This is a genomic window from Serratia quinivorans (genome assembly GCF_052113645.1).
In the GTDB taxonomy this organism is placed as follows: Bacteria; Pseudomonadota; Gammaproteobacteria; order Enterobacterales; family Enterobacteriaceae; genus Serratia; species Serratia quinivorans_B.
In genome coordinates, this window is the sequence record NZ_JBIEIU010000001.1 from 359,504 (window position 1) to 378,174 (window position 18,671).

Annotated in this window: 18 protein-coding genes; 9 read left to right on the plus strand and 9 right to left on the minus strand. The window is 53.8% G+C overall.

Annotation, left to right across the window (positions count from 1 at the left end; genetic code table 11):
• The first annotated feature begins 63 nt into the window (after positions 1-63).
• The gene (locus ACGS9J_RS01605; RefSeq protein ID WP_442229350.1) at positions 64-624 is read left to right on the plus strand and encodes a 3'-5' exonuclease; all 561 of its coding nucleotides are present in this window, start codon (positions 64-66) and stop codon (positions 622-624) included.
• A 109-nt stretch (positions 625-733) separates the two neighbouring features.
• On the plus strand, positions 734-1,927 hold the full coding sequence (locus ACGS9J_RS01610) for a multidrug effflux MFS transporter (protein WP_442229351.1): 1,194 nt from the start codon (positions 734-736) through the stop codon (positions 1,925-1,927).
• Positions 1,928-1,930: 3 nt separating this feature from the next.
• On the opposite strand, the gene dadX is transcribed toward ACGS9J_RS01610, so the two are convergent.
• The gene (dadX, locus tag ACGS9J_RS01615) at positions 1,931-3,004 is read right to left on the minus strand and encodes a catabolic alanine racemase DadX (protein WP_442229352.1); all 1,074 of its coding nucleotides are present in this window, start codon (positions 3,002-3,004) and stop codon (positions 1,931-1,933) included.
• A 73-nt stretch (positions 3,005-3,077) separates the two neighbouring features.
• Positions 3,078-4,382 (minus strand): D-amino acid dehydrogenase, encoded by a 1,305-nt coding sequence (locus ACGS9J_RS01620; protein ID WP_270102223.1) that lies wholly within the window; start codon positions 4,380-4,382, stop codon positions 3,078-3,080.
• 538 nt (positions 4,383-4,920) lie between these two features.
• On the opposite strand from ACGS9J_RS01620, the gene ACGS9J_RS01625 reads away from it, so the two are divergent.
• Positions 4,921-6,456 carry a SpoVR family protein gene (locus ACGS9J_RS01625; RefSeq protein WP_442229353.1) on the plus strand — a complete coding sequence of 512 codons (1,536 nt, stop codon included), beginning with the start codon at positions 4,921-4,923 and terminating at the stop codon, positions 6,454-6,456.
• A gap of 60 nt (positions 6,457-6,516) precedes the next feature.
• Here ACGS9J_RS01625 and fadR read toward each other — a convergent pair whose 3' ends face one another.
• On the minus strand, positions 6,517-7,236 hold the full coding sequence (gene fadR, locus ACGS9J_RS01630; protein ID WP_442229354.1) for a fatty acid metabolism transcriptional regulator FadR: 720 nt from the start codon (positions 7,234-7,236) through the stop codon (positions 6,517-6,519).
• Positions 7,237-7,479: 243 nt separating this feature from the next.
• On the opposite strand from fadR, the gene nhaB reads away from it, so the two are divergent.
• Positions 7,480-9,051, plus strand: a complete 1,572-nt coding sequence (gene nhaB, locus ACGS9J_RS01635) for a sodium/proton antiporter NhaB (RefSeq protein ID WP_442229355.1) — start codon at positions 7,480-7,482, stop codon at positions 9,049-9,051.
• Between the two features lie 124 nt (positions 9,052-9,175).
• Positions 9,176-9,706, plus strand: coding sequence for a disulfide bond formation protein DsbB (gene dsbB, locus ACGS9J_RS01640; RefSeq protein WP_442229356.1), 531 nt, complete (start codon positions 9,176-9,178; stop codon positions 9,704-9,706).
• A 506-nt stretch (positions 9,707-10,212) separates the two neighbouring features.
• Here the strand turns inward: dsbB and ACGS9J_RS01645 are convergent.
• Positions 10,213-10,659 carry a YcgN family cysteine cluster protein gene (locus ACGS9J_RS01645; protein ID WP_065506309.1) on the minus strand — a complete coding sequence of 149 codons (447 nt, stop codon included), beginning with the start codon at positions 10,657-10,659 and terminating at the stop codon, positions 10,213-10,215.
• Between the two features lie 387 nt (positions 10,660-11,046).
• Between ACGS9J_RS01645 and ACGS9J_RS01650 the strand changes: the two genes are divergently transcribed.
• Positions 11,047-11,295 carry a CsbD family protein gene (locus ACGS9J_RS01650; protein WP_012145476.1) on the plus strand — a complete coding sequence of 83 codons (249 nt, stop codon included), beginning with the start codon at positions 11,047-11,049 and terminating at the stop codon, positions 11,293-11,295.
• A gap of 69 nt (positions 11,296-11,364) precedes the next feature.
• On the opposite strand, the gene ACGS9J_RS01655 is transcribed toward ACGS9J_RS01650, so the two are convergent.
• From ACGS9J_RS01655 to ACGS9J_RS01665, 3 genes are all read right to left on the minus strand, one after another.
• Entirely contained in the window at positions 11,365-12,021 is a 657-nt protein-coding gene (locus ACGS9J_RS01655; protein WP_012145477.1) for a fumarylacetoacetate hydrolase family protein, read from the minus strand.
• A gap of 83 nt (positions 12,022-12,104) precedes the next feature.
• Positions 12,105-13,160 carry a lytic murein transglycosylase gene (locus ACGS9J_RS01660; RefSeq protein WP_442229957.1) on the minus strand — a complete coding sequence of 352 codons (1,056 nt, stop codon included), beginning with the start codon at positions 13,158-13,160 and terminating at the stop codon, positions 12,105-12,107.
• Between the two features lie 62 nt (positions 13,161-13,222).
• A complete protein-coding gene (locus ACGS9J_RS01665; protein ID WP_442229357.1) occupies positions 13,223-13,495 on the minus strand; it encodes a YcgL domain-containing protein in 273 nt (90 codons plus the stop codon).
• A 136-nt stretch (positions 13,496-13,631) separates the two neighbouring features.
• Between ACGS9J_RS01665 and minC the strand changes: the two genes are divergently transcribed.
• Genes minC through minE form a run of 3 tightly spaced genes read left to right on the plus strand, consistent with a single transcriptional unit; the run spans position 13,632 to position 15,444 of the window.
• Positions 13,632-14,333: a septum site-determining protein MinC gene (gene minC / locus ACGS9J_RS01670; RefSeq protein ID WP_442229358.1), complete on the plus strand. Its 702-nt coding sequence runs from the start codon at positions 13,632-13,634 to the stop codon at positions 14,331-14,333.
• Positions 14,334-14,358: 25 nt separating this feature from the next.
• Positions 14,359-15,171, plus strand: coding sequence for a septum site-determining protein MinD (minD, locus tag ACGS9J_RS01675; RefSeq protein WP_442229359.1), 813 nt, complete (start codon positions 14,359-14,361; stop codon positions 15,169-15,171).
• Between the two features lie 3 nt (positions 15,172-15,174).
• Entirely contained in the window at positions 15,175-15,444 is a 270-nt protein-coding gene (minE, locus tag ACGS9J_RS01680) for a cell division topological specificity factor MinE (protein WP_442229360.1), read from the plus strand.
• 234 nt (positions 15,445-15,678) lie between these two features.
• On the opposite strand, the gene rnd is transcribed toward minE, so the two are convergent.
• Together rnd and fadD are read right to left on the minus strand one after the other, a co-directional pair.
• Positions 15,679-16,800, minus strand: coding sequence for a ribonuclease D (rnd, locus tag ACGS9J_RS01685; RefSeq protein WP_442229361.1), 1,122 nt, complete (start codon positions 16,798-16,800; stop codon positions 15,679-15,681).
• Between the two features lie 88 nt (positions 16,801-16,888).
• Positions 16,889-18,577: a long-chain-fatty-acid--CoA ligase FadD gene (fadD, locus tag ACGS9J_RS01690; RefSeq protein ID WP_442229362.1), complete on the minus strand. Its 1,689-nt coding sequence runs from the start codon at positions 18,575-18,577 to the stop codon at positions 16,889-16,891.
• Positions 18,578-18,671 lie beyond the last annotated feature (94 nt).

Consider the following 18,671-nt stretch of genomic DNA (forward strand, 5'->3'; position numbering starts at 1 on the left):
CCGGCGCATCCCGGCACGGTTTGTAGTAACATTATGTGATACCTCAACCGGCCGGGAGACCCCATGCACCATCTGATGTTAGACATTGAAACGCTGGATATAAAACCGAGTGCGGTGATCCTGGTGGTTGCCGCCGTTTTTTTCGATCCCCAAACCGGCCAGCTCGGTGCCGAATTTGAAAACGCCGTCAGCAGTCAAAAAGATCAGCCCGGCAGAACGATCAGCCTGGACACCGTCGCCTGGTGGGCGAAGCAGTCGGACGAAGCACGTAAGCTGGCTTTCGGCGGTACAGAAAGCCTCAAGCGCACGCTGACCAACCTGAGTCGGTTTATCCATATGAACAGCACCGATCAGGTCAAAGTCTGGGGCAACGGCAAGGAGTTCGACTGCACCATCCTCGAACATGCCTTTGAGCAGCTTGAGATGCCGTGTCCTTGGAAGTTTTGGGATACGCAAGATGTGCGCACGGTGATCACTCTGGCCGAATTGCTGGGTTTTAACCCTAAGAAAGAGCGAGCATTCGAAGGCACACCCCATCGCGCACTGGATGACGCCAAACATCAGGCTCGCTACGTGGCAGATACGATCTCCGCGCTGTACTATCGCAAAGCCGCCGCACTGTGAATCGGGCAAGTTAGCCGTGCCGATGACAGGCGGGTGTTTTGCCCCTTTCCATTTAGTGTCAGAGTCTCTACTCTAGCCCTCTTTGTCACTCGGATGTGCTGTTTTTGTTATGCAAAAATTTCTGTTTCTGCTTCTTAGCCTGGTGCTGCTCGGCCCGCTGGGTATCGATCTCTATCTGCCGACCATCCCTGCCATCGCACTTGGCCTTAACAGCAGTGAAGCGCTGATCCAGTCCACCATTTCACTGTTCATTCTGGTGCTGGGCCTGGGGCAGATTATCGCCGGGCCGCTGGTGGATAACTACGGTCGCAAACCCGTGGCACTGGCCGGAATTGTCATCTACATGATTGGCGCGGCCATGGCGGCGTTGGCCACCACGCCGACGGTATTTGTCGCCTCGCGCTTGCTGCAAGGTGTGGCGGTCTGTTGTACGGCCGTCGTGGCCTTCAGCGGCGTACGCGATCGGATGAACGGCGACGACGCGGCTCGCGCCTTCGGTTTCCTCAACGGCACGCTTAACATTATTCCCGCACTGGCGCCGCTGCTGGGTGGCTTGCTGGCAGAAGCCTTTGGCTGGCGCGCGCCGTTCTGGTTCCTGGTGTGTTATGCCCTGGCCGTACTGGTGTTAATCGCCCTGCGCCTGCCGGAAACTCGCCCGGCAGATACGGTACGCGTCAAAGGTTTGCCGGTACGCCAATATGTCAGCATCCTCAAAGAGCGCCGTTTTCTGTCCTTTGCCGTGGTCAACTCCGGCGCGATGGGCATGGCGTTGACCTACGTTTCGCTGGCCCCCAATGTGCTGATGGGGACCGCCGGACTGACGCCATTGCAATTCTCTTTGGTGTTTGGCGCCAACGGCTTCTGGATCATGCTGGTAAGTTTTTTCGCCAACCGCATTATTCACAAGGTTGGGCGTCCGGTTTGCCTGGCGACCGGCGGAGTATTGATGGGGCTTGGCTGTGTTGGCTTGCTGCTCGGCGTCTCTGTGCTTTCCGACACGGCGCAAACCCACTGGCTGGCCTATATGCTACCCGTCGCCAGCGCCTGCGCGGGGCTGGCCTTCGTGATGGGTCCGGCGACCAGCTATGCGCTTGAGCCTTACTCCAACGAGGCCGGCGTCGCTTCTGCGTTGGTAGGTTTTGTGCAGATGGCTGGCGGTGCAGGTTTGGGCCTGTTGGCGATGGCGCTGCCATTGCAACCCAAACTGTCGCTGGCGTTGGTGATGCTGGCAGGTTGCCTGCTGGCACTGCACGCAAGGCAGCGCAGCAAGCAAATAAAGGGTCAGTTGAAGAAAATTGCCTGAGGCTTAGGCCTCAGTGACTACGGGTACTCTGGCAGCCAGGGCCGTCAGCAATTCATAACCCAGCGTGCCTGCCGCGGCAGCGACATCGTCGACCGGCAGGCGCCGCCCCCACAGTTCCACTTCCGCCCCGATATCGGCATGGGGACAGGGGGTCAGATCGACCGCCAGCATATCCATCGAAACCGTACCCAGCGTTCGCGTCAACACGCCATCCACCCAGACCGGCGTACCTGTCTGCGCATGGCGCGGATAACCGTCCGCATAACCGCAAGCGACCACGCCGATACGTTGCGCGCCCCCGGCGCGATAACGCCAGCCATAGCCAACCTGGTCATTCTGTTTCAACGATTGAATGCCAATAATTTCGCTGCTCAGCGTCATCGTGGGCTGCAGGCCGCTGTCGGCAATGTCCCGCCATTGGCCACTGGGCGAAGCGCCGTAAAGCACAATCCCCGGCCGCACCCAACTGCCATGGGTTTCCGGATGCCACAAGGTCGCGGCAGAGTTGGCCAGACAACGAGGTAATGTGATGCCCGCCGCCGCCTCTTCAATGGTCGCCATCTGCTCTACCACACCCTGCGGACCGTCGGCGGTGGCAAAATGGCTCATTAGCGTCAGACTGGCGATATTGCCTATCTGCTGGGCTTTCAACCAAACCGAGTGTAAACGTTCCGGGGCAAATCCCAGACGATTCATGCCACTGTTCACTTTCAAATAAACATCCAGCGGTGCCGATAATTTGGCTTCGGCTATCGCCGCCAGTTGCCAGTCGCTGTGGACTGACGTCGTTAAACGATAGCGATCGAGCAGGGCTAAATCCTGCGCTTTGAAAAAGCCTTCCAACAGCAAGATCGGCCCTTGCCAACCGGACTCGCGCAACACGATGGCTTCAGCAAGATCCAGCAGTGCAAAACCGTCGGTTTGCGCCAAACTGCGCCAAACATGCTTGATGCCGTGCCCATAGGCATTGGCCTTGACCACCGACCAGACTTTGGCGCTGGGGGCAAAGCGACGAACCACCTGCAGGTTATTTTCAAAGGCGCCAAGGTGCAGCGTGGCAGTAATCGGGCGAGGCATGGGAAACTCCTACGGGCCTGCGAATGCGGTCACGGGCCGACGCCCGTGACGACAACATATCAATTAAGGTTTTTTAACGCGCGGGATGCACATCGTTCAAGGGCGCAGTGTAGGCGCTGCGAAACCCGGCGCTGTAGCGCGCCACCGCCAGGTCGTCTGAAGGAATGGCCGGCGTGATACCGGAAATCAGATCGGAAAGCAGCTGCCCCGAACCGCAGGCCATCGTCCAGCCCAGGGTGCCGTGCCCGGTATTCAGGAACAGGTTTTTCAATGAAGTCTTACCGACAATCGGCGTGCCGTCCGGCGTCATCGGACGCAAACCGGTCCAGAAGGTCGCCTCCTCCACTCGCCCACCGTTAGGGTAAAGATCGCGCACCACCATCTCCAGCGTCTCGCGACGTTTTTGCTCGAGCTGGGTATTAAAACCGACAATTTCCGCCATGCCGCCGACGCGAATACGCTGGTCGAAACGGGTTATGGCAATTTTGTAAGTTTCATCCAGAACGGTCGAGAATGGCGCCGCAGCCTCATCCGTAATCGGGATGGTCAGCGAGTAGCCTTTCAGCGGATATACGGGGATCGAGACCAGATCGCGCAACAGCGCGGTGGAATAGGAACCAAAAGCCACCACATAGCTGTCAGCCTTGAAGATTTCACCGCCGCACTGCACGCCGCTGATTTTATCCCCTTCCACCAGCAGGCGATCGACGCTGCGGTTATACAGGAAAGTGACGCCCGCTTGCTGCGCCAGTTTGGCCAGTTGCTGGGTAAAGAGTTGGCAATCGCCGGTTTCGTCGTTTGGCAGTTGCAGGCCGCCGGTCAGCTTATGCGCCACCTGAGCCAATGCCGGTTCGACGGTGGCCAATTGGCTGGCTTCCAGCAATTTGTAAGGCACGCCGGCATCTTCCAACACCGCGATGTCTTTGGACGCACTTTCAAACTGTTGTTGAGTACGGAACAGTTGCAGCGTGCCCCCCTGGCGGCCCTCGTACTGGATACCGGTTTCCTGGCGCAGCGCTTTGATGCAGTCACGGCTGTATTCTGCCAAACGCACCATACGACCTTTGTTGGTCATATAGTGTTCGGTGTTGCAGTTTTTCAGCATCTGCCACATCCAGCTCAGCTGGAAACTGCTGCCGTCCAGACGAACGGCCAGCGGTGCATGGCGCTGGAACATCCATTTAATCGCCTTTAACGGCACGCCAGGAGCAGCCCAGGGTGCCGCATAGCCCGGTGAGATCTGTCCGGCATTTGCCGCGCTGGTTTCCATTGCGGGGCCGGGTTGACGATCGATCACCGTCACCTCATGCCCTGCCTTCGCCAAATACCAGGCACTGGCAACGCCCACCACCCCACTACCTAAAATTACCACTCGCATCGCTGACTCCGGCTCAAGGCTTCACAAAGCATAATCTTCTGCTCACAGGAAATTAACTCAGTGGAAAAATCCGTCCAACATCTTCATCATCAAACGTGACAACATTCACAATTAATTTATCGTTCATGGCCGGTTCTTTTGCAATAGCGTCCTATAAATAGCGATAAGATGTTGTGAAAGGTCAATTTAAGAGCGAAATGGGCCCTAACATGCTGTCATTGCTAGCAATGAAATCACCATGAAAAGCTGCGGCATGCAACAAGGATTTAACAGAATATAAAAATGGAACGGCACTACTCAAGCAGGATAAAAAACCAATAAAAAGCCAATTTATCGAGATAACCTTTCGTACAACCCTGCGGCGGAATCAGCAGAAAAAACTCGCCTTAAACTCCCCCTGACAGCTCATCAGGTGGGATAGTCGCGACAGATCGTTGAATTTTTAAGCTTTATATCATTATTACCTCTGCCCAGATTGAGCTACGATTGATCTAGGGTCTGCCGTTCGAGCAAGGTCCGTAATAACGAGGGTGCGCTGATGACTACTTCAACACATGATAAGGTCAAGGAAGATAAGCGTCTGAGCGATGGACCGGACTGGACGTTCGAGTTGCTGCAGGTGTATCTGGAGCACATCGACCGCGTAGCCAAACATTACAAGCTCGATACTTACCCGCATCAGATTGAGGTCATTACCTCAGAACAGATGATGGACGCTTATTCGAGCGTCGGTATGCCGATTAACTACACCCATTGGTCATTCGGTAAAAAATTCATTGAGACCGAGCAGCGTTACAAACACGGGCAGCAGGGTTTGGCCTATGAAATCGTGATCAACTCCAACCCTTGTATCGCCTACCTGATGGAAGAAAATACCATCACCATGCAGGCATTGGTCATGGCGCACGCCTGCTACGGCCACAACTCCTTTTTCAAAAATAACTACCTGTTCCGCAGCTGGACCGACGCCAGTTCGATCGTCGATTATCTGCTGTTCGCCCGGCACTACATCAGTCAGTGCGAAGAACGCTACGGCGTTGAGGAAGTGGAAAAACTGCTCGATTCCTGCCATGCACTGATGAACTACGGCGTGGACCGCTATAAACGGCCGCAGAAAATTTCCCTGGTCGAAGAAAAAGCGCGGCAGAAAAACCGCGAGGAGTACCTGCAAAGCCAGGTCAATACGTTGTGGAAAACCCTGCCGCGGGTAGAACGCGAAGAAGCACCTGAACAAGCGCGCCGCTACCCAAGCGAACCGCAGGAGAACATCCTCTACTTTATGGAAAAAAATGCGCCGCTGCTGGAACCCTGGCAGCGTGAGGTTCTGCGCATCGTGCGTAAAGTGAGCCAGTATTTTTATCCGCAGAAACAAACGCAGGTGATGAACGAAGGCTGGGCGACGTTCTGGCACTACACCATCCTGAATCATCTGTACGACGAAGGCCGGGTAACCGAGCGCTTTATGCTGGAGTTTTTGCACAGCCATACCAATGTGGTGTACCAGCCGCCCTACAATAGTCCTTATTACAACGGCATTAACCCGTACGCACTGGGATTTGCCATGTTCCAGGACATCAAGCGCATCTGCCAGTCACCGACGGAGGAGGATCGCTACTGGTTCCCGGATATTGCCGGTAAAGATTGGTTGGAAACGCTGCATTTCGCCATGCGGGACTTTAAGGACGAAAGTTTTATCAGCCAGTTCCTGTCCCCCAAAATCATGCGTGACTTCCGGCTGTTCACCGTGCTGGATGACGATCGCAACAACTACCTCGAGATTGCCGCGATCCATAATGAGGCCGGTTATCGGGCGATCCGTCAGGAGCTGTCGGCGCAATATAACCTGAGTGACCACGAGCCGAACATTCAGATCTGGAATGTAGATTTGCGCGGCGATCGCTCATTGACGCTGCGTTATATTCCGCAGGACCGAGCACCACTGGACAAGAGCCGGCGTGAGGTAATGAAGCACCTGCACCGCCTGTGGGGTTTCGATATTATTCTGGAACAACTCAATGAGGATGGCAGCGTCGAGTTGCTGGAACGCTGCCCACCGCGACCCGCGCCACTCTAAAATTGGACCATAACAAAGGGGCGCCGTTGGCGCCCCTTTTGCTTAATGCGAGAGAAGATATTAACGGCGAGCTTCGGTCAGATCGCTCGGCATAGTGCCTTGCATGCTCTGCCAGATGGCTCCACTGTCTTTACCGTAGTTACGCACGCAGTCCATCACCTGATCGTAGGACTTCTCATGGCACAGCGTCGACAGCTTGCTGTAGAAGGTCAGTGCCAGCTTGCGGGATTCCGGGTTCGAGAAATAGTAGCGGCCCACACGGGTGTACAAACCTTTCAGACCGTTAAAGATCAGACCGTAAATCGGGTTGCCGGAGGCAAATGCCAGACCACGGAAAATTTCGTAGTCCAACAGATTGAAAGCATCCGCCTGATCTTCCACCTGGGTGGCTCGCGCCAAGACTTCCTGGGCAGCCTCTGGGTGATTACGCACCGCTGCGCGAATAAAGATCGCGGCAATATTGGTACGAACCGACAGCAAATTGTCGATCAACTGTGGAACGCTTTTATGATCGAGGCGTGCCACCGTTTCAAGGATATTAAGGCCGGATGTTTCCCAGAAATTATTTACTTTGGTCGGTTTGCCATGCTGAATGGTCAGCCAGCCATCACGGGCCAGGCGTTGTAAAACTTCGCGTAACGTGGTGCGCGTGACACCAATCAGTTCTGAAAGCTCACGCTCCGCGGGCAAAATAGAGCCAGGAGGGAAGCGATTATTCCAGATACTCTCGATAATGTATTCTTCCGCGAAACCGGCAGGACTCTGCGCCTTTATGACCATGTGTTTGACGTTCCGTAGCGACGATAATCAGTAATAGTAGTCGGCTGATCATACCAGATCGCCATGGCATGACATAGCGTGAGCGAAAAACATTAAACGAAAGTGTGCATAAAGTGGCAAAAAACGTGCAAAAACACCGCTTCAGAGAAATTTTTCGTCGTAAAGCAAGCCCATATTGCTTCTGCCCTGCCGCCGTTGTTAGGGTAATATGTGACAACTTATTTTCAGGACGTGTAACGCATAATGGAAACGACTTTACGCAGTGCCCTGGTGAAAAACTTCCTCGGGCAATCACCTGACTGGTACAAACTGGCCATCCTCATCTTCCTGTTGGTCAATCCGCTGGTTTTCTTTTTGGCCGATCCTTTCATTGCCGGCTGGCTGTTGGTGATCGAATTTATCTTCACGCTGGCGATGGCGCTGAAATGCTACCCCTTGTTACCGGGTGGCCTGCTGGCGATTGAAGCGGTGCTGATCGGCATGACCAGTCCCGATCGGGTTGGCGAAGAAATTGCCCATAATCTGGAAGTGCTGCTGTTGCTGATCTTTATGGTGGCCGGCATCTACTTTATGAAGCAGTTGTTACTGTTCGTCTTCACCAAGCTACTGCTCAACATTCGCTCCAAAATGCTGCTTTCTTTGGCATTCTGTTTTGCCGCGGCTTTTTTGTCTGCCTTCCTCGATGCGCTCACCGTGGTAGCGGTGGTCATCAGCGTGGCGACCGGTTTTTATTCGATTTACCACAACGTGGTTTCGAACCGTTCCGGCGACCATGCCAACGCCAACGACGACAGCACGTTGGTGAGCGACGATAACAAACAGACGCTCGAACAGTTCCGCGCCTTTCTGCGCAGCCTGCTGATGCATGCCGGTGTCGGTACCGCGCTGGGCGGTGTGATGACCATGGTGGGCGAGCCGCAAAACCTGATTATCGCCAAAAGCGCCGGCTGGGGATTTGTCGACTTCTTCCTGCGCATGGCACCGGTAACTTTACCTGTGTTGGTCTGTGGTTTATTGGTCTGCCTGCTGCTTGAGCGCTTTTGCATCTTCGGCTATGGCGCAAAACTGCCGGAGCCTGTGCGTGAGGTACTGAGCGAGTTTGACCGCCAGGCTACCGCCGGGCGCAGTAAACAAGAACAGGTCAAATTAGTGGTTCAGGCGCTGATCGGCGTTTGGCTGGTGGTGGCGCTGGCCTTCCATTTGGCAGAGGTTGGCCTGATTGGCCTGTCGGTGATTATCCTCGCCACTTCCCTGTGCGGCGTAACCGATGAACACGCCATCGGCAAAGCATTCCAGGAAGCCTTGCCCTTCACCGCCCTGCTGACGGTCTTTTTCACCGTGGTAGCGGTGATCATTGAGCAGCACCTGTTTACCCCCATTATCCAGTTTGTGCTGCAGGCGCAGCCGGCTTCCCAATTGTCGCTGTTTTATCTGTTTAATGGCCTGTTGTCTTCGGTATCTGACAATGTGTTCGTCGGCACGGTTTACATCAACGAAGCGCGCACTGCCTTTGAAAACGGCGCCATTTCCCTGAAGCAGTTCGAAATGCTGGCGGTCGCCATTAACACCGGAACCAATTTACCGTCGGTTGCCACGCCGAATGGTCAGGCCGCCTTCTTGTTCTTGCTGACTTCCGCATTGGCGCCACTGGTGCGTTTATCTTACGGCCGAATGGTATGGATGGCTTTGCCCTATACTGTGGTATTAACCCTGGTCGGTCTGCTGTGCGTACAGTTTACTCTGGCGCCCATGACTGACCTGCTGACCCAGTGGCATTGGCTGACGCTGCCGCCGCTTGAAGCCTCTGCACCTTAACCGTGTTAACCCGCTCCGCTGTCAGCGACTATTTTTATGCTGAATCAGGCTCAGGTGGCTGGCAGCGGGGTTGAATTGGTTTACACTGACACTTCAATTGCTTACTGCATGGAAGAATAAATATATGTTGCAATTCTTTAACCGCTGCTCGCAGGGGCGCGGTGCTTGGCTGTTGATGGCCCTGACTGCGCTGGCGCTGGAATTAGTCGCACTCTACTTTCAGCACGTAATGCTACTGCAACCCTGTGTGATGTGCATTTACGAACGCTGTGCGCTGTTTGGCATTCTGGGTGCCTCACTGCTCGGTGCCATTGCGCCGAAAACGCCGCTGCGTTATGCCGCTATTCTGCTGTGGATTTACAGTGCCTGGGAAGGCCTGCAGCTGGCGTGGAAACACACCATGATCCAACTGCACCCTTCGCCGTTTAATACCTGCGATTTCTTCGTCAGCTTCCCGTCCTGGCTGCCGCTGGATAAATGGTTGCCGGCCGTGTTTCACGCATCAGGCGACTGCTCCGTGCGTCAATGGGATTTCCTGACGCTGGAAATGCCGCAGTGGCTGGTTGGCATCTTCGCCGCTTATCTGTTGATCGCTATCGTTGTGCTGATCGCGCAATTCGTTCGCCCACGCCGCCGCGACCTGTTCGGCCGCTAAGCGTAGCAGCATGAAAAACGGCGCCCCAGGGCGCCGTTTTTCATGAAATAACTTATGATCTTCAGAGGTAATGCAACATTAGGTATGTGTAAGGTAATAAACGAGCACTATTAGCACTCCAGCCACGGCAAACAGTCGGATCATTTTCATTATTTTACTCTCGGAACTTAGCGTGAGAGCGCCCAAACTACCTAACCTTCCGGCTAAAAAGAAGCGTTCTGGCAGGATTTGGCGCGTAATTTACATAACATTAAGTTAGGAGAGTAAAAGGTCTTATCCACGAAAGCAGCCTTGCATTTTTTCGACCTGAATTCGAAAAAAAGGGGACGTTGATTTACCCCCAAACGCACGTCATACAAAAAAATTCATCATAGGGATGCATTATTGCATCGATATTTTGATGAACTTTTACCAAAGAATCCTTATAATATCCGCAAGTTAATATTTAACGATTTCCCTGGTGTTGTTGTGTGTCTTGCCCCTCTTCTTTGCAGGGGCTTTTTTCTTTATCTCGCCCAGCTCGGTTTGTTCAAGATGTGATCCTGCCAATCCACCACTTCGCTTTCGCGTACTGCAATGTGGCGCACCGTAATACGCTCACCGTGCATCGCCGCTTTAGAGCCGCTGACCAGTGGGTGCCAGGAAAATAACGGCTTACCCTCACCAATCAGACGATATGCGCAGGTCGGCGGCAACCAGTCAAACGTCGTCAGGTTTTCACGCGTCAACTTGATACAGTCTTCTTCCAGCTCAAAACGACGCTCATAGTTGCGGCACTGGCACGATTTAATGTTCAACTGGTTACAGGCTACGTTGGTGAAATAAATCTCGTCGGTATCTTCGTCGATCAGCTTATTCAGACAGCATTGCCCACAACCGTCGCACAGCGATTCCCACTCTTGTTCTGACATTTCCGCCAGCGTTTTTTGTTGCCAAAAAGGGGTTTGTGACATGTTCGCGTCCGGTATAGGTAAATGAATAGATAACCTGCGTACAGGTTTTGAGGGTGCACTATATAGATATCCCAGCCAAATAGAAAGGCCAAAAACACAATATAATCATAGCGATAACAATAAATTCGCTTAAAAAAAATGCTATTTAAAACAACAGCATTCGCCCTGCCCCGGCAGGATTATCAGGCCATTGCTGCCAGGGTTCTGCGGTTTAAAACGCCGGGTTTATCGCCTAATTATACGTACAAAACCCAGGTCTATCATCCTTTCGTTTTCCCGGCCTGTCCTCCGGTAAGATTCATCTCATAAAGCACGTTTTGCCGCCAACAACAGCATAATCCTGCTATGGTTAATGTTCGCCTTTTGAACGAAGATAAGGAGCTAAGTATGTTTGGGAAAGCAGAAGATAAGGTTAACGAAGCTGCCGGTGCCGTTGAGGAAGCCTTTGGTAAGGCAACGGACTCTCCGGATCATCAAGTCAAAGGCGCAGCCCGCAAATACGCATCTCAGGCCAGCTACGCGGCCCGCGATGCGGCCGATACGGTGCGGACTCAGGTTGAATCTAACCCGCTAGCCGGCGTAGCCATCGCCGCCGCCGTCGGGATTGTTTTCGGTTTCTTGCTGGGCCGTAAATAAGCCCTTTACCCAGATTCCACCGAAAGAAAAGGCCCCGCGGGGCCTTTTTTCATGCCGTTTACCCCGGTTTCAAATCACGCGGGTCGTCAGTGATTTACCGTTGAGAGTAATTTTCAGCATATCACCGGAGCTCATCGGACCGACGCCTTGCGGCGTGCCGGTAAGAATAATGTCGCCTGCGCGCAGCGTGAAGAAACGGCTCATATAGCTGATCAACGGCAGGATCGGCGTGATCATGTCACGGGTATTGCCTTGTTGACGCACCTGATCATTGACCGTCAGGGACAACTCGGCATTTTGCGGATCGCCAAACTCCGCCACCGGTATAAACCCGGAAATGGGGCAGGAACCGTCGAAGCCCTTGGCTTTCTCCCAGGGTTGCCCTGCTTTCTTGAAGCCCGCCTGCAATTCTCGCAACGTCAGATCAAGCGCAACACCGTAGCCAGCAATAGCGCGCGCCACGCGATCTTCATTCGCCTGCTTTAACGGCGTACCGATCAGCACCGCCAGTTCCACTTCGTGATGCACCGAACCAAACTCTTTGGGGATCGCCACCGGCTGGCGGATATCGCACAACGCCGTTTCAGGCTTGATAAACACTACCGGTTCTGCCGAGGTTGCACTGCCCATTTCCTTGATGTGGTCGGCGTAATTACTGCCGACGCAGACCACTTTGTTTACCGGAAAATCGAGTAATGAACCCTGCCAGTCTCTATGTTGATACATACCGCCTCTCCCTACAATCATGTAGGGGCTTAGCATGCTAAGCCCGTTATTCCACACGCTGGTGGAGGCACCGCAGCCCTTATCTAGTGCCCGATACCGTCAGCCATCATACCCACACCGATCGCAAAATAGTAAGAGCGATTCCAATGCATAATCGTGCGAAAGTTATCATAAACCAGGAATGCGCGGCCCTGCATGTCATCCGGTGTGATCACCCAACTGCGCAGGCTGGAATGTGGCAATGCCGAACCATCCGGACGTCGCACCCCACGCTTTTGCCATTCATTTACGCTGTGTGCCTGACGATCCTTTAACCCCAGATCATCGGTGCTGAAACCGGCAGGCAGCTTAACCTCTCTGCCCCAACCGACGCCCCGCTGCCAGCCTTCGCTCGACAAATAGCGGGCCGTAGAGGCAAAGACATCGTCAACGTTGTTCCAGATATCAATACGGCCATCACCGTCGCCGTCCGCCGCGTAGTTAAGGAACGAGGTCGGCATAAACTGGCACTGCCCCATCGCACCGGCCCAGGAGCCTTTCAGCTGGTCGCGGCTGACATGGCCTTGTTCGAGGATTTGCAGCGCCGCCATAAGCTGTTGACTGAAGAAAGCCTCACGGCGGCCTTCAAAAGCCAAAGTGGCAAGCGCAGATATCACATCTTCACGACCCTGGATTTTGCCGAAGGCGCTTTCCATCCCCCACAACGCCACGACAAAGCGTCCCGGCACGCCGTAGTGTGCGGTAACGCGAGAAAGTTGCGGTTGATACTGCCGATACAGGGCGCGGCCTTGTGCGACTTTGGCTGGGGGTAATACGCGCTTCAGATAATCATCCAGCGTGATTTTCTTTTCCGGCTGATTACGGTCCGCTTTGATCACCCGATCGACAAAATGCACGTTGTCGAAAGCGCTTTCGACAACGGTCGGGCTAATGCCCTGCGCCAGCGCCTGGCGTTTCAGTTGTTCCACATAGGCGGGGAACTGCGCAGGATCTCGGCCAGTATCAGAAAGCCGGCTTTGGGCCGGCGGATTAGCGGCACTCGTCGACGTTTCCGACACCGGAGTGGCAACCTGGGCCATCGCCTGCTGGCCCACCCCGCATCCCAGCGTCAACAGCATGGTTATCGCCGATAATCTCATCACGCGGCTCCTTTATCTGTTTAGGGCTTTTGCGCCAGCGTCACCCTGTGCACCTGAGGAGGTTATTTTTTGTCACCCGACAGGTGCTGGCTTAATAAATTTTCCAACGGCGGCGGAACCTGCAGATAAAACCCTTCTTCTTTCAGGGCTTCTTTCACTTTCTCAATATCCGCCGAGGCTAACTTTTCCCGACCGTCCAGAGAAAGCACCATCGCCAATTGCGGCGTGCCGAAACTTTTCATCAGATCTTCCGGTACTCGGGAGAAATCGTCTTTTTTTTCGACATAAAGATAAGTTTGATCGCGTTTAGCACTTCTATAGATCACACAAAGCATGTTTTTAACTCTATTTAATTGGGGCAGCGTCTTGCCTGGATATAACTCTGACTATAACATGCTTATAGTACTTCGGAATATCGCACCCCGATTGGTATTCCGGGGATTTAAAGTTGCTGAGACTGAGTCAGGATAGATGTCACAATCGCCAATTGAGCTAAAAGGCAGCAGTTTTACCCTATCGGTTGTTCATTTGTATAATTCGGAACCCGAGGTAATACGTCAGGCGTTACTGGAAAAAGTAGAGCAAGCTCCCGCTTTTTTGAAGAACGCCCCTGTTGTTATCAACGTTGCAACGCTGAACGGCGACGCAAACTGGAAAGAACTTCAACAGGCTGTCACGGCAGCAGGTCTGCGCGTTGTGGGTATCAGCGGTTGCAGAGATGAGCGACAGAAGCGCGCAATAACCCGTGCCGGGCTGCCGTTACTGAATGAAGGCAAAGGCCAAAAGATGGCCACTCCGGAACCGGCGCCCGCGCCAGCCCCGGTGGTGGATCCCAACGCCCCCGCCAAGACGCGTATCATCAGTACCCCTGTCCGTTCCGGCCAACAGATTTATGCCCGCAACAGCGATCTGATTGTGACCAGCAGCGTTAGCGCCGGCGCTGAATTGATTGCCGATGGCAATATTCACGTCTACGGCATGATGCGCGGTCGTGCGCTGGCCGGTGCATCAGGTGATACGCAGTGCCAGATTTTTTGCACGCACCTGGGTGCTGAGCTAGTCTCTATCGCAGGGCAGTACTGGTTGAGCGACCAAATCCCGTCCGATTATGTCGGGCAGGCCGTACGACTCAGCCTGTTGGATAACGCTTTAACCATACAACCTTTAAATTAAGCCCTTTTGACAAGGAATCCATTTCATGGCACGCATTATTGTTGTTACATCGGGTAAAGGGGGCGTTGGCAAGACCACTTCAAGCGCGGCCATCGCTACCGGTTTAGCCCAAAAAGGAAAGAAAACCGTAGTGATCGATTTCGATATCGGCCTGCGTAATCTTGACCTGATCATGGGCTGCGAACGCCGGGTTGTTTATGATTTCGTTAACGTAATTCAGGGTGACGCCACGCTGAATCAGGCGTTGATCAAAGACAAGCGCACTGAAAATCTCTTTATCCTGCCGGCTTCGCAAACGCGTGACAAAGACGCGCTGACCCGCGAAGGCGTTGAGAAGATCCTCAACGACCTCGGCGAGATGGATTTTGACTTTGTGGTTTGTGACTCACCGGCAGGTATCGAAACCGGCGCGCTGATGGCCTTGTACTTTGCTGATGAAGCCATTATCACCACCAACCCGGAAGTCTCCTCGGTACGTGACTCTGACCGTATCCTGGGCATCTTGTCTTCCAAATCCCGCCGCGCTGAGAGAGGCGAATCGCCGATCAAGGAACACCTGCTGCTGACCCGTTATAACCCGGGCCGCGTCAGCCGTGGCGACATGCTGAGCATGGAAGACGTGCTGGAAATTCTGCGCATTCCATTGGTCGGCGTTATCCCGGAAGACCAATCCGTACTGCGTGCATCCAACCAGGGTGAACCGGTGATCCTCGACGGCGAGTCGGATGCCGGCAAAGCCTATGACGATACCGTTAGCCGCTTGTTAGGGGAAGAACGCCCCTTCCGCTTCATTGAAGAAGAGAAGAAGGGTTTCCTGAAACGCCTTTTTGGGGGATAAACCATGGCATTACTAGACTTCTTTCTGTCCCGCAAAAAGCAGACAGCCAATATAGCCAAGGAACGGCTGCAGATTATCGTCGCAGAGCGTCGTCGCGGGGACAGTGAGCCCCCGTATCTGCCTGATTTGAAACGCGATATTCTGGCGGTAATTTGCAAATATATTCAAATCGACCCTGAAATGCTGCACGTGCAGTTTGAGCAGAAAGGGGATGATATTTCGGTACTTGAGCTCAACGTGACATTACCGGAATCGGAAGAAGCAACTAAATGAGTGTGACGCATTAATTACCCCCTGTATATTTTATATAGGGGGTAACTGTATGCATAACCAGTTATTGAGATAAAAAACGCCTAATAATCGTTTTTCACCCTTTGGGATTAATCTCAATTAATCTTGCGTCACTGTTGTTTAAAGTAAATGCTGCCGGTAAGTGTTTTTTTGATTATTTCAGATAAATAATCAGAGCAGCGTTTCCTTACCCTGCTCCAACATTTTACATCCCGATTAATAATCCTTCAAAATAGCCTGCAGCGGCGCCGCTAATAAATCACCACGCCAGCCGCTGACTAATTCTGGCAGGCTGTCGATGGCTTTCAATTTCCAATGCCAGTTCAGCAGTTGGTTAATCTGTCGACGCGATGCCAGCAATTCGCTGCTCAACCCGCTTTGCTCACTGACAATGACGATCGCCGCTTTGATATCCTTGAACACTTTCTTGTAGCCCGGTTGATCGACCAGGTTCGACAGCGGCTCTGGCAGTACGGCCTCGTCCAGCTCGCTCGCCTCTGCCACCAGCGCCAGCAGGGTTTTACCGTGATAACGGATTTCCGGACCGCTCAGGCCCAGTGAATCCAGTTCCCCCAACGATGTCGGCATATGACGCGCCACCTGCCAGAGGTTTTCCTCGCGCACCACGAAGTTCACCGCCAGGTCACGCTCCCGCGCCTGACGCAGTCGCCATTCCGCCAGCTTCTGTAAGCACCCCAACTGACGCGGGCGCAACTGCCAGGCGTTAGTGATTTCCCGGTAGGCTAATTCCGGTGCCAGGGACTCGCTACGGCGTTGGCACAGCAACAGGCATTCATTGTTGGCGGCGGCCGTCCAACCGGCCTCCTCCGTCTCCTGAACCAGGCGTTTGGCCATCGGCAGCAGATAGAACACGTCGGCAGCCGCATAGACGCACTGTTTTTCCGTCAACGGACGCGCCAGCCAGTCGGTGCGGGCTTCGCTTTTATCCAGATCCACCTGCATATATTCCGACACCAGCGTCGCAAAACCGCATGATAACGGTCGACCGGTGAAGGCCGCCAGAATTTGGGTGTCCACCATCGGCGTCGGCAGCGTTTTGAACGCGTTGAGGAACACTTCCAGATCCTCACTGCCGGCGTGCAGGAACTTCACAATCTGGGTATTGCTCAGCAGCTCGATAAACGGCTGCCATTGCTTGATGGGCAAGGGGTCAATCAGGGAGAGTTGTTCACCGTCGTATAACTGAATCAGGCCTAACTGCGGATAGTAGGTGCGCGTTCTGACAAATTCGGTGTCCAGCGCAATCTGGGCATGCTTTTTCGCCTGCTCGCAGACCTGCTGCAATCCGGCATCGGTAGTGATCAACTGATAGTTCAAAACGTCATTCTCTTGGTCGCTTCATGATTCAAACACAACAACGCCGGCATTCACCGGCGTTGTTGATCTGTAAGGCGTGGATGATAACCTAGGCAGCATCGGCCGCCGCAGGTTTTTTCTGCTCATCACGCAGTTCTCGCCGCAAAATTTTACCGACGTTAGACTTCGGCAACTCGTCACGGAACTCAACAATTTTAGGTACTTTATACCCGGTAAGCTGCCGACGACAATGGGTCAACAGCTCTTCTGCGGTCAGCGAGGCGTCTTTCTTCACCACGCAGATCTTGACCGTTTCACCGGATACTTCGTTCGGTACGCCAATCGCCGCGCATTCCAACACTTTCGGATGCTGGCTGACCACGTCTTCGATCTCGTTCGGGTATACGTTAAACCCGGAAACCAGGATCATGTCTTTTTTGCGGTCGACGACGCGGACAAAACCCATCTCGTCCACTGTAACGATATCGCCGGTCGCGAGCCAGCCATCTTTCAATACTTCATCGGTGGCATCCGGCCGCTGCCAGTAGCCTAACATAACTTGCGGCCCTTTGACCCACAGTTCACCCGGCTCGCCGACCGGCACGTCCTGACCGTTGTCGTCCACCAGACGAATATCCGTCGACGGCACAGGCAAACCGATACTGCCGCTGTAGTGCTTCAGATCGTAAGGGTTACCTGAGACCAGCGGCGCGCATTCCGTCAGGCCGTACCCCTCCAGCAGGTGTTTGCCGGTAGTTTTCTCCCACTTGTCTGCCACCGATTTCTGTACCGACATACCGCCACCGACGGAGAAACGCAGCGTGGAGAAATCAAGCTTGTGGAAGTCCTCATTGTTCAACAACGCATTGAACAGAGTATTCACCCCGCTCATGGCGGTAAACGGGTATTTGCCCAGCTCCTTCACCAGCCCGGGAATATCGCGCGGGTTGGTGATCAGCAGATTGCGTCCCCCCAGATCGATAAACAGCAGGCAGTTCACCGTCAGCGCGAAAATGTGGTACAGCGGCAGCGCCGTCACCACCAGTTCCTGCCCTTCTCGGAACAGCGGTAAATAGGCAGCCTTGGCCTGTTCCAGGTTAGCCTGCATATTACGGTGCGTCAGCATCGCGCCTTTGGCCACGCCGGTGGTACCGCCGGTATATTGCAGGAACGCCAGATCGGTATTGATAATATCGGGTTTGACATACTGTTGGCGACGCCCGCGCTGCAGCGCACTGCGGAAAGAAACGGCAGCCGGCAGATGGTATTTCGGCACCAGCCGTTTGATGTATTTCACCACGAAGTTAACCAACGTACCTTTGGCGGCAGAGAGCTGATCGCCCATGCGCGTCAGGATCACGTGTTTTACCTGGGTGTTGAACACCACTTTTTCCAGCGTGTGGGCAAAGTTGGAGACGATCACGATGGCGCTTGCACCACTGTCATTCAGTTGGTGTTCCAGCTCACGCGGCGTATACAGCGGGTTAACGTTCACCACCACCATCCCCGCGCGTAAAATGCCAAACAGCGCGATCGGATACTGCAACAGGTTCGGCATCATCAGAGCAACGCGATCGCCCTTCTGCAGACCCAGTTCGTTTTGCAGATAGGCCGCGAAAGCCCGGCTACGTTCTTCCAACTTGCGGTAGGTCATCACCTCGCCCATGTTAATGAAAGCAGGCTGATCGGCGTAGCGCTGAACCGCATTTTCAAACATTTCGACCAAAGATGAATAACGATCGGCGTCGATCTCTGCCGGAACATCCGCCGGGTAACGTTTTAACCAGACCTTATCCAAGGTATTACTCCTGAAATCATTATTCATTATCATCATCGCAGCCCCCAAACATGCAGCCAAACCATAACAATATTTTAACTCAGCAGACCAGTTT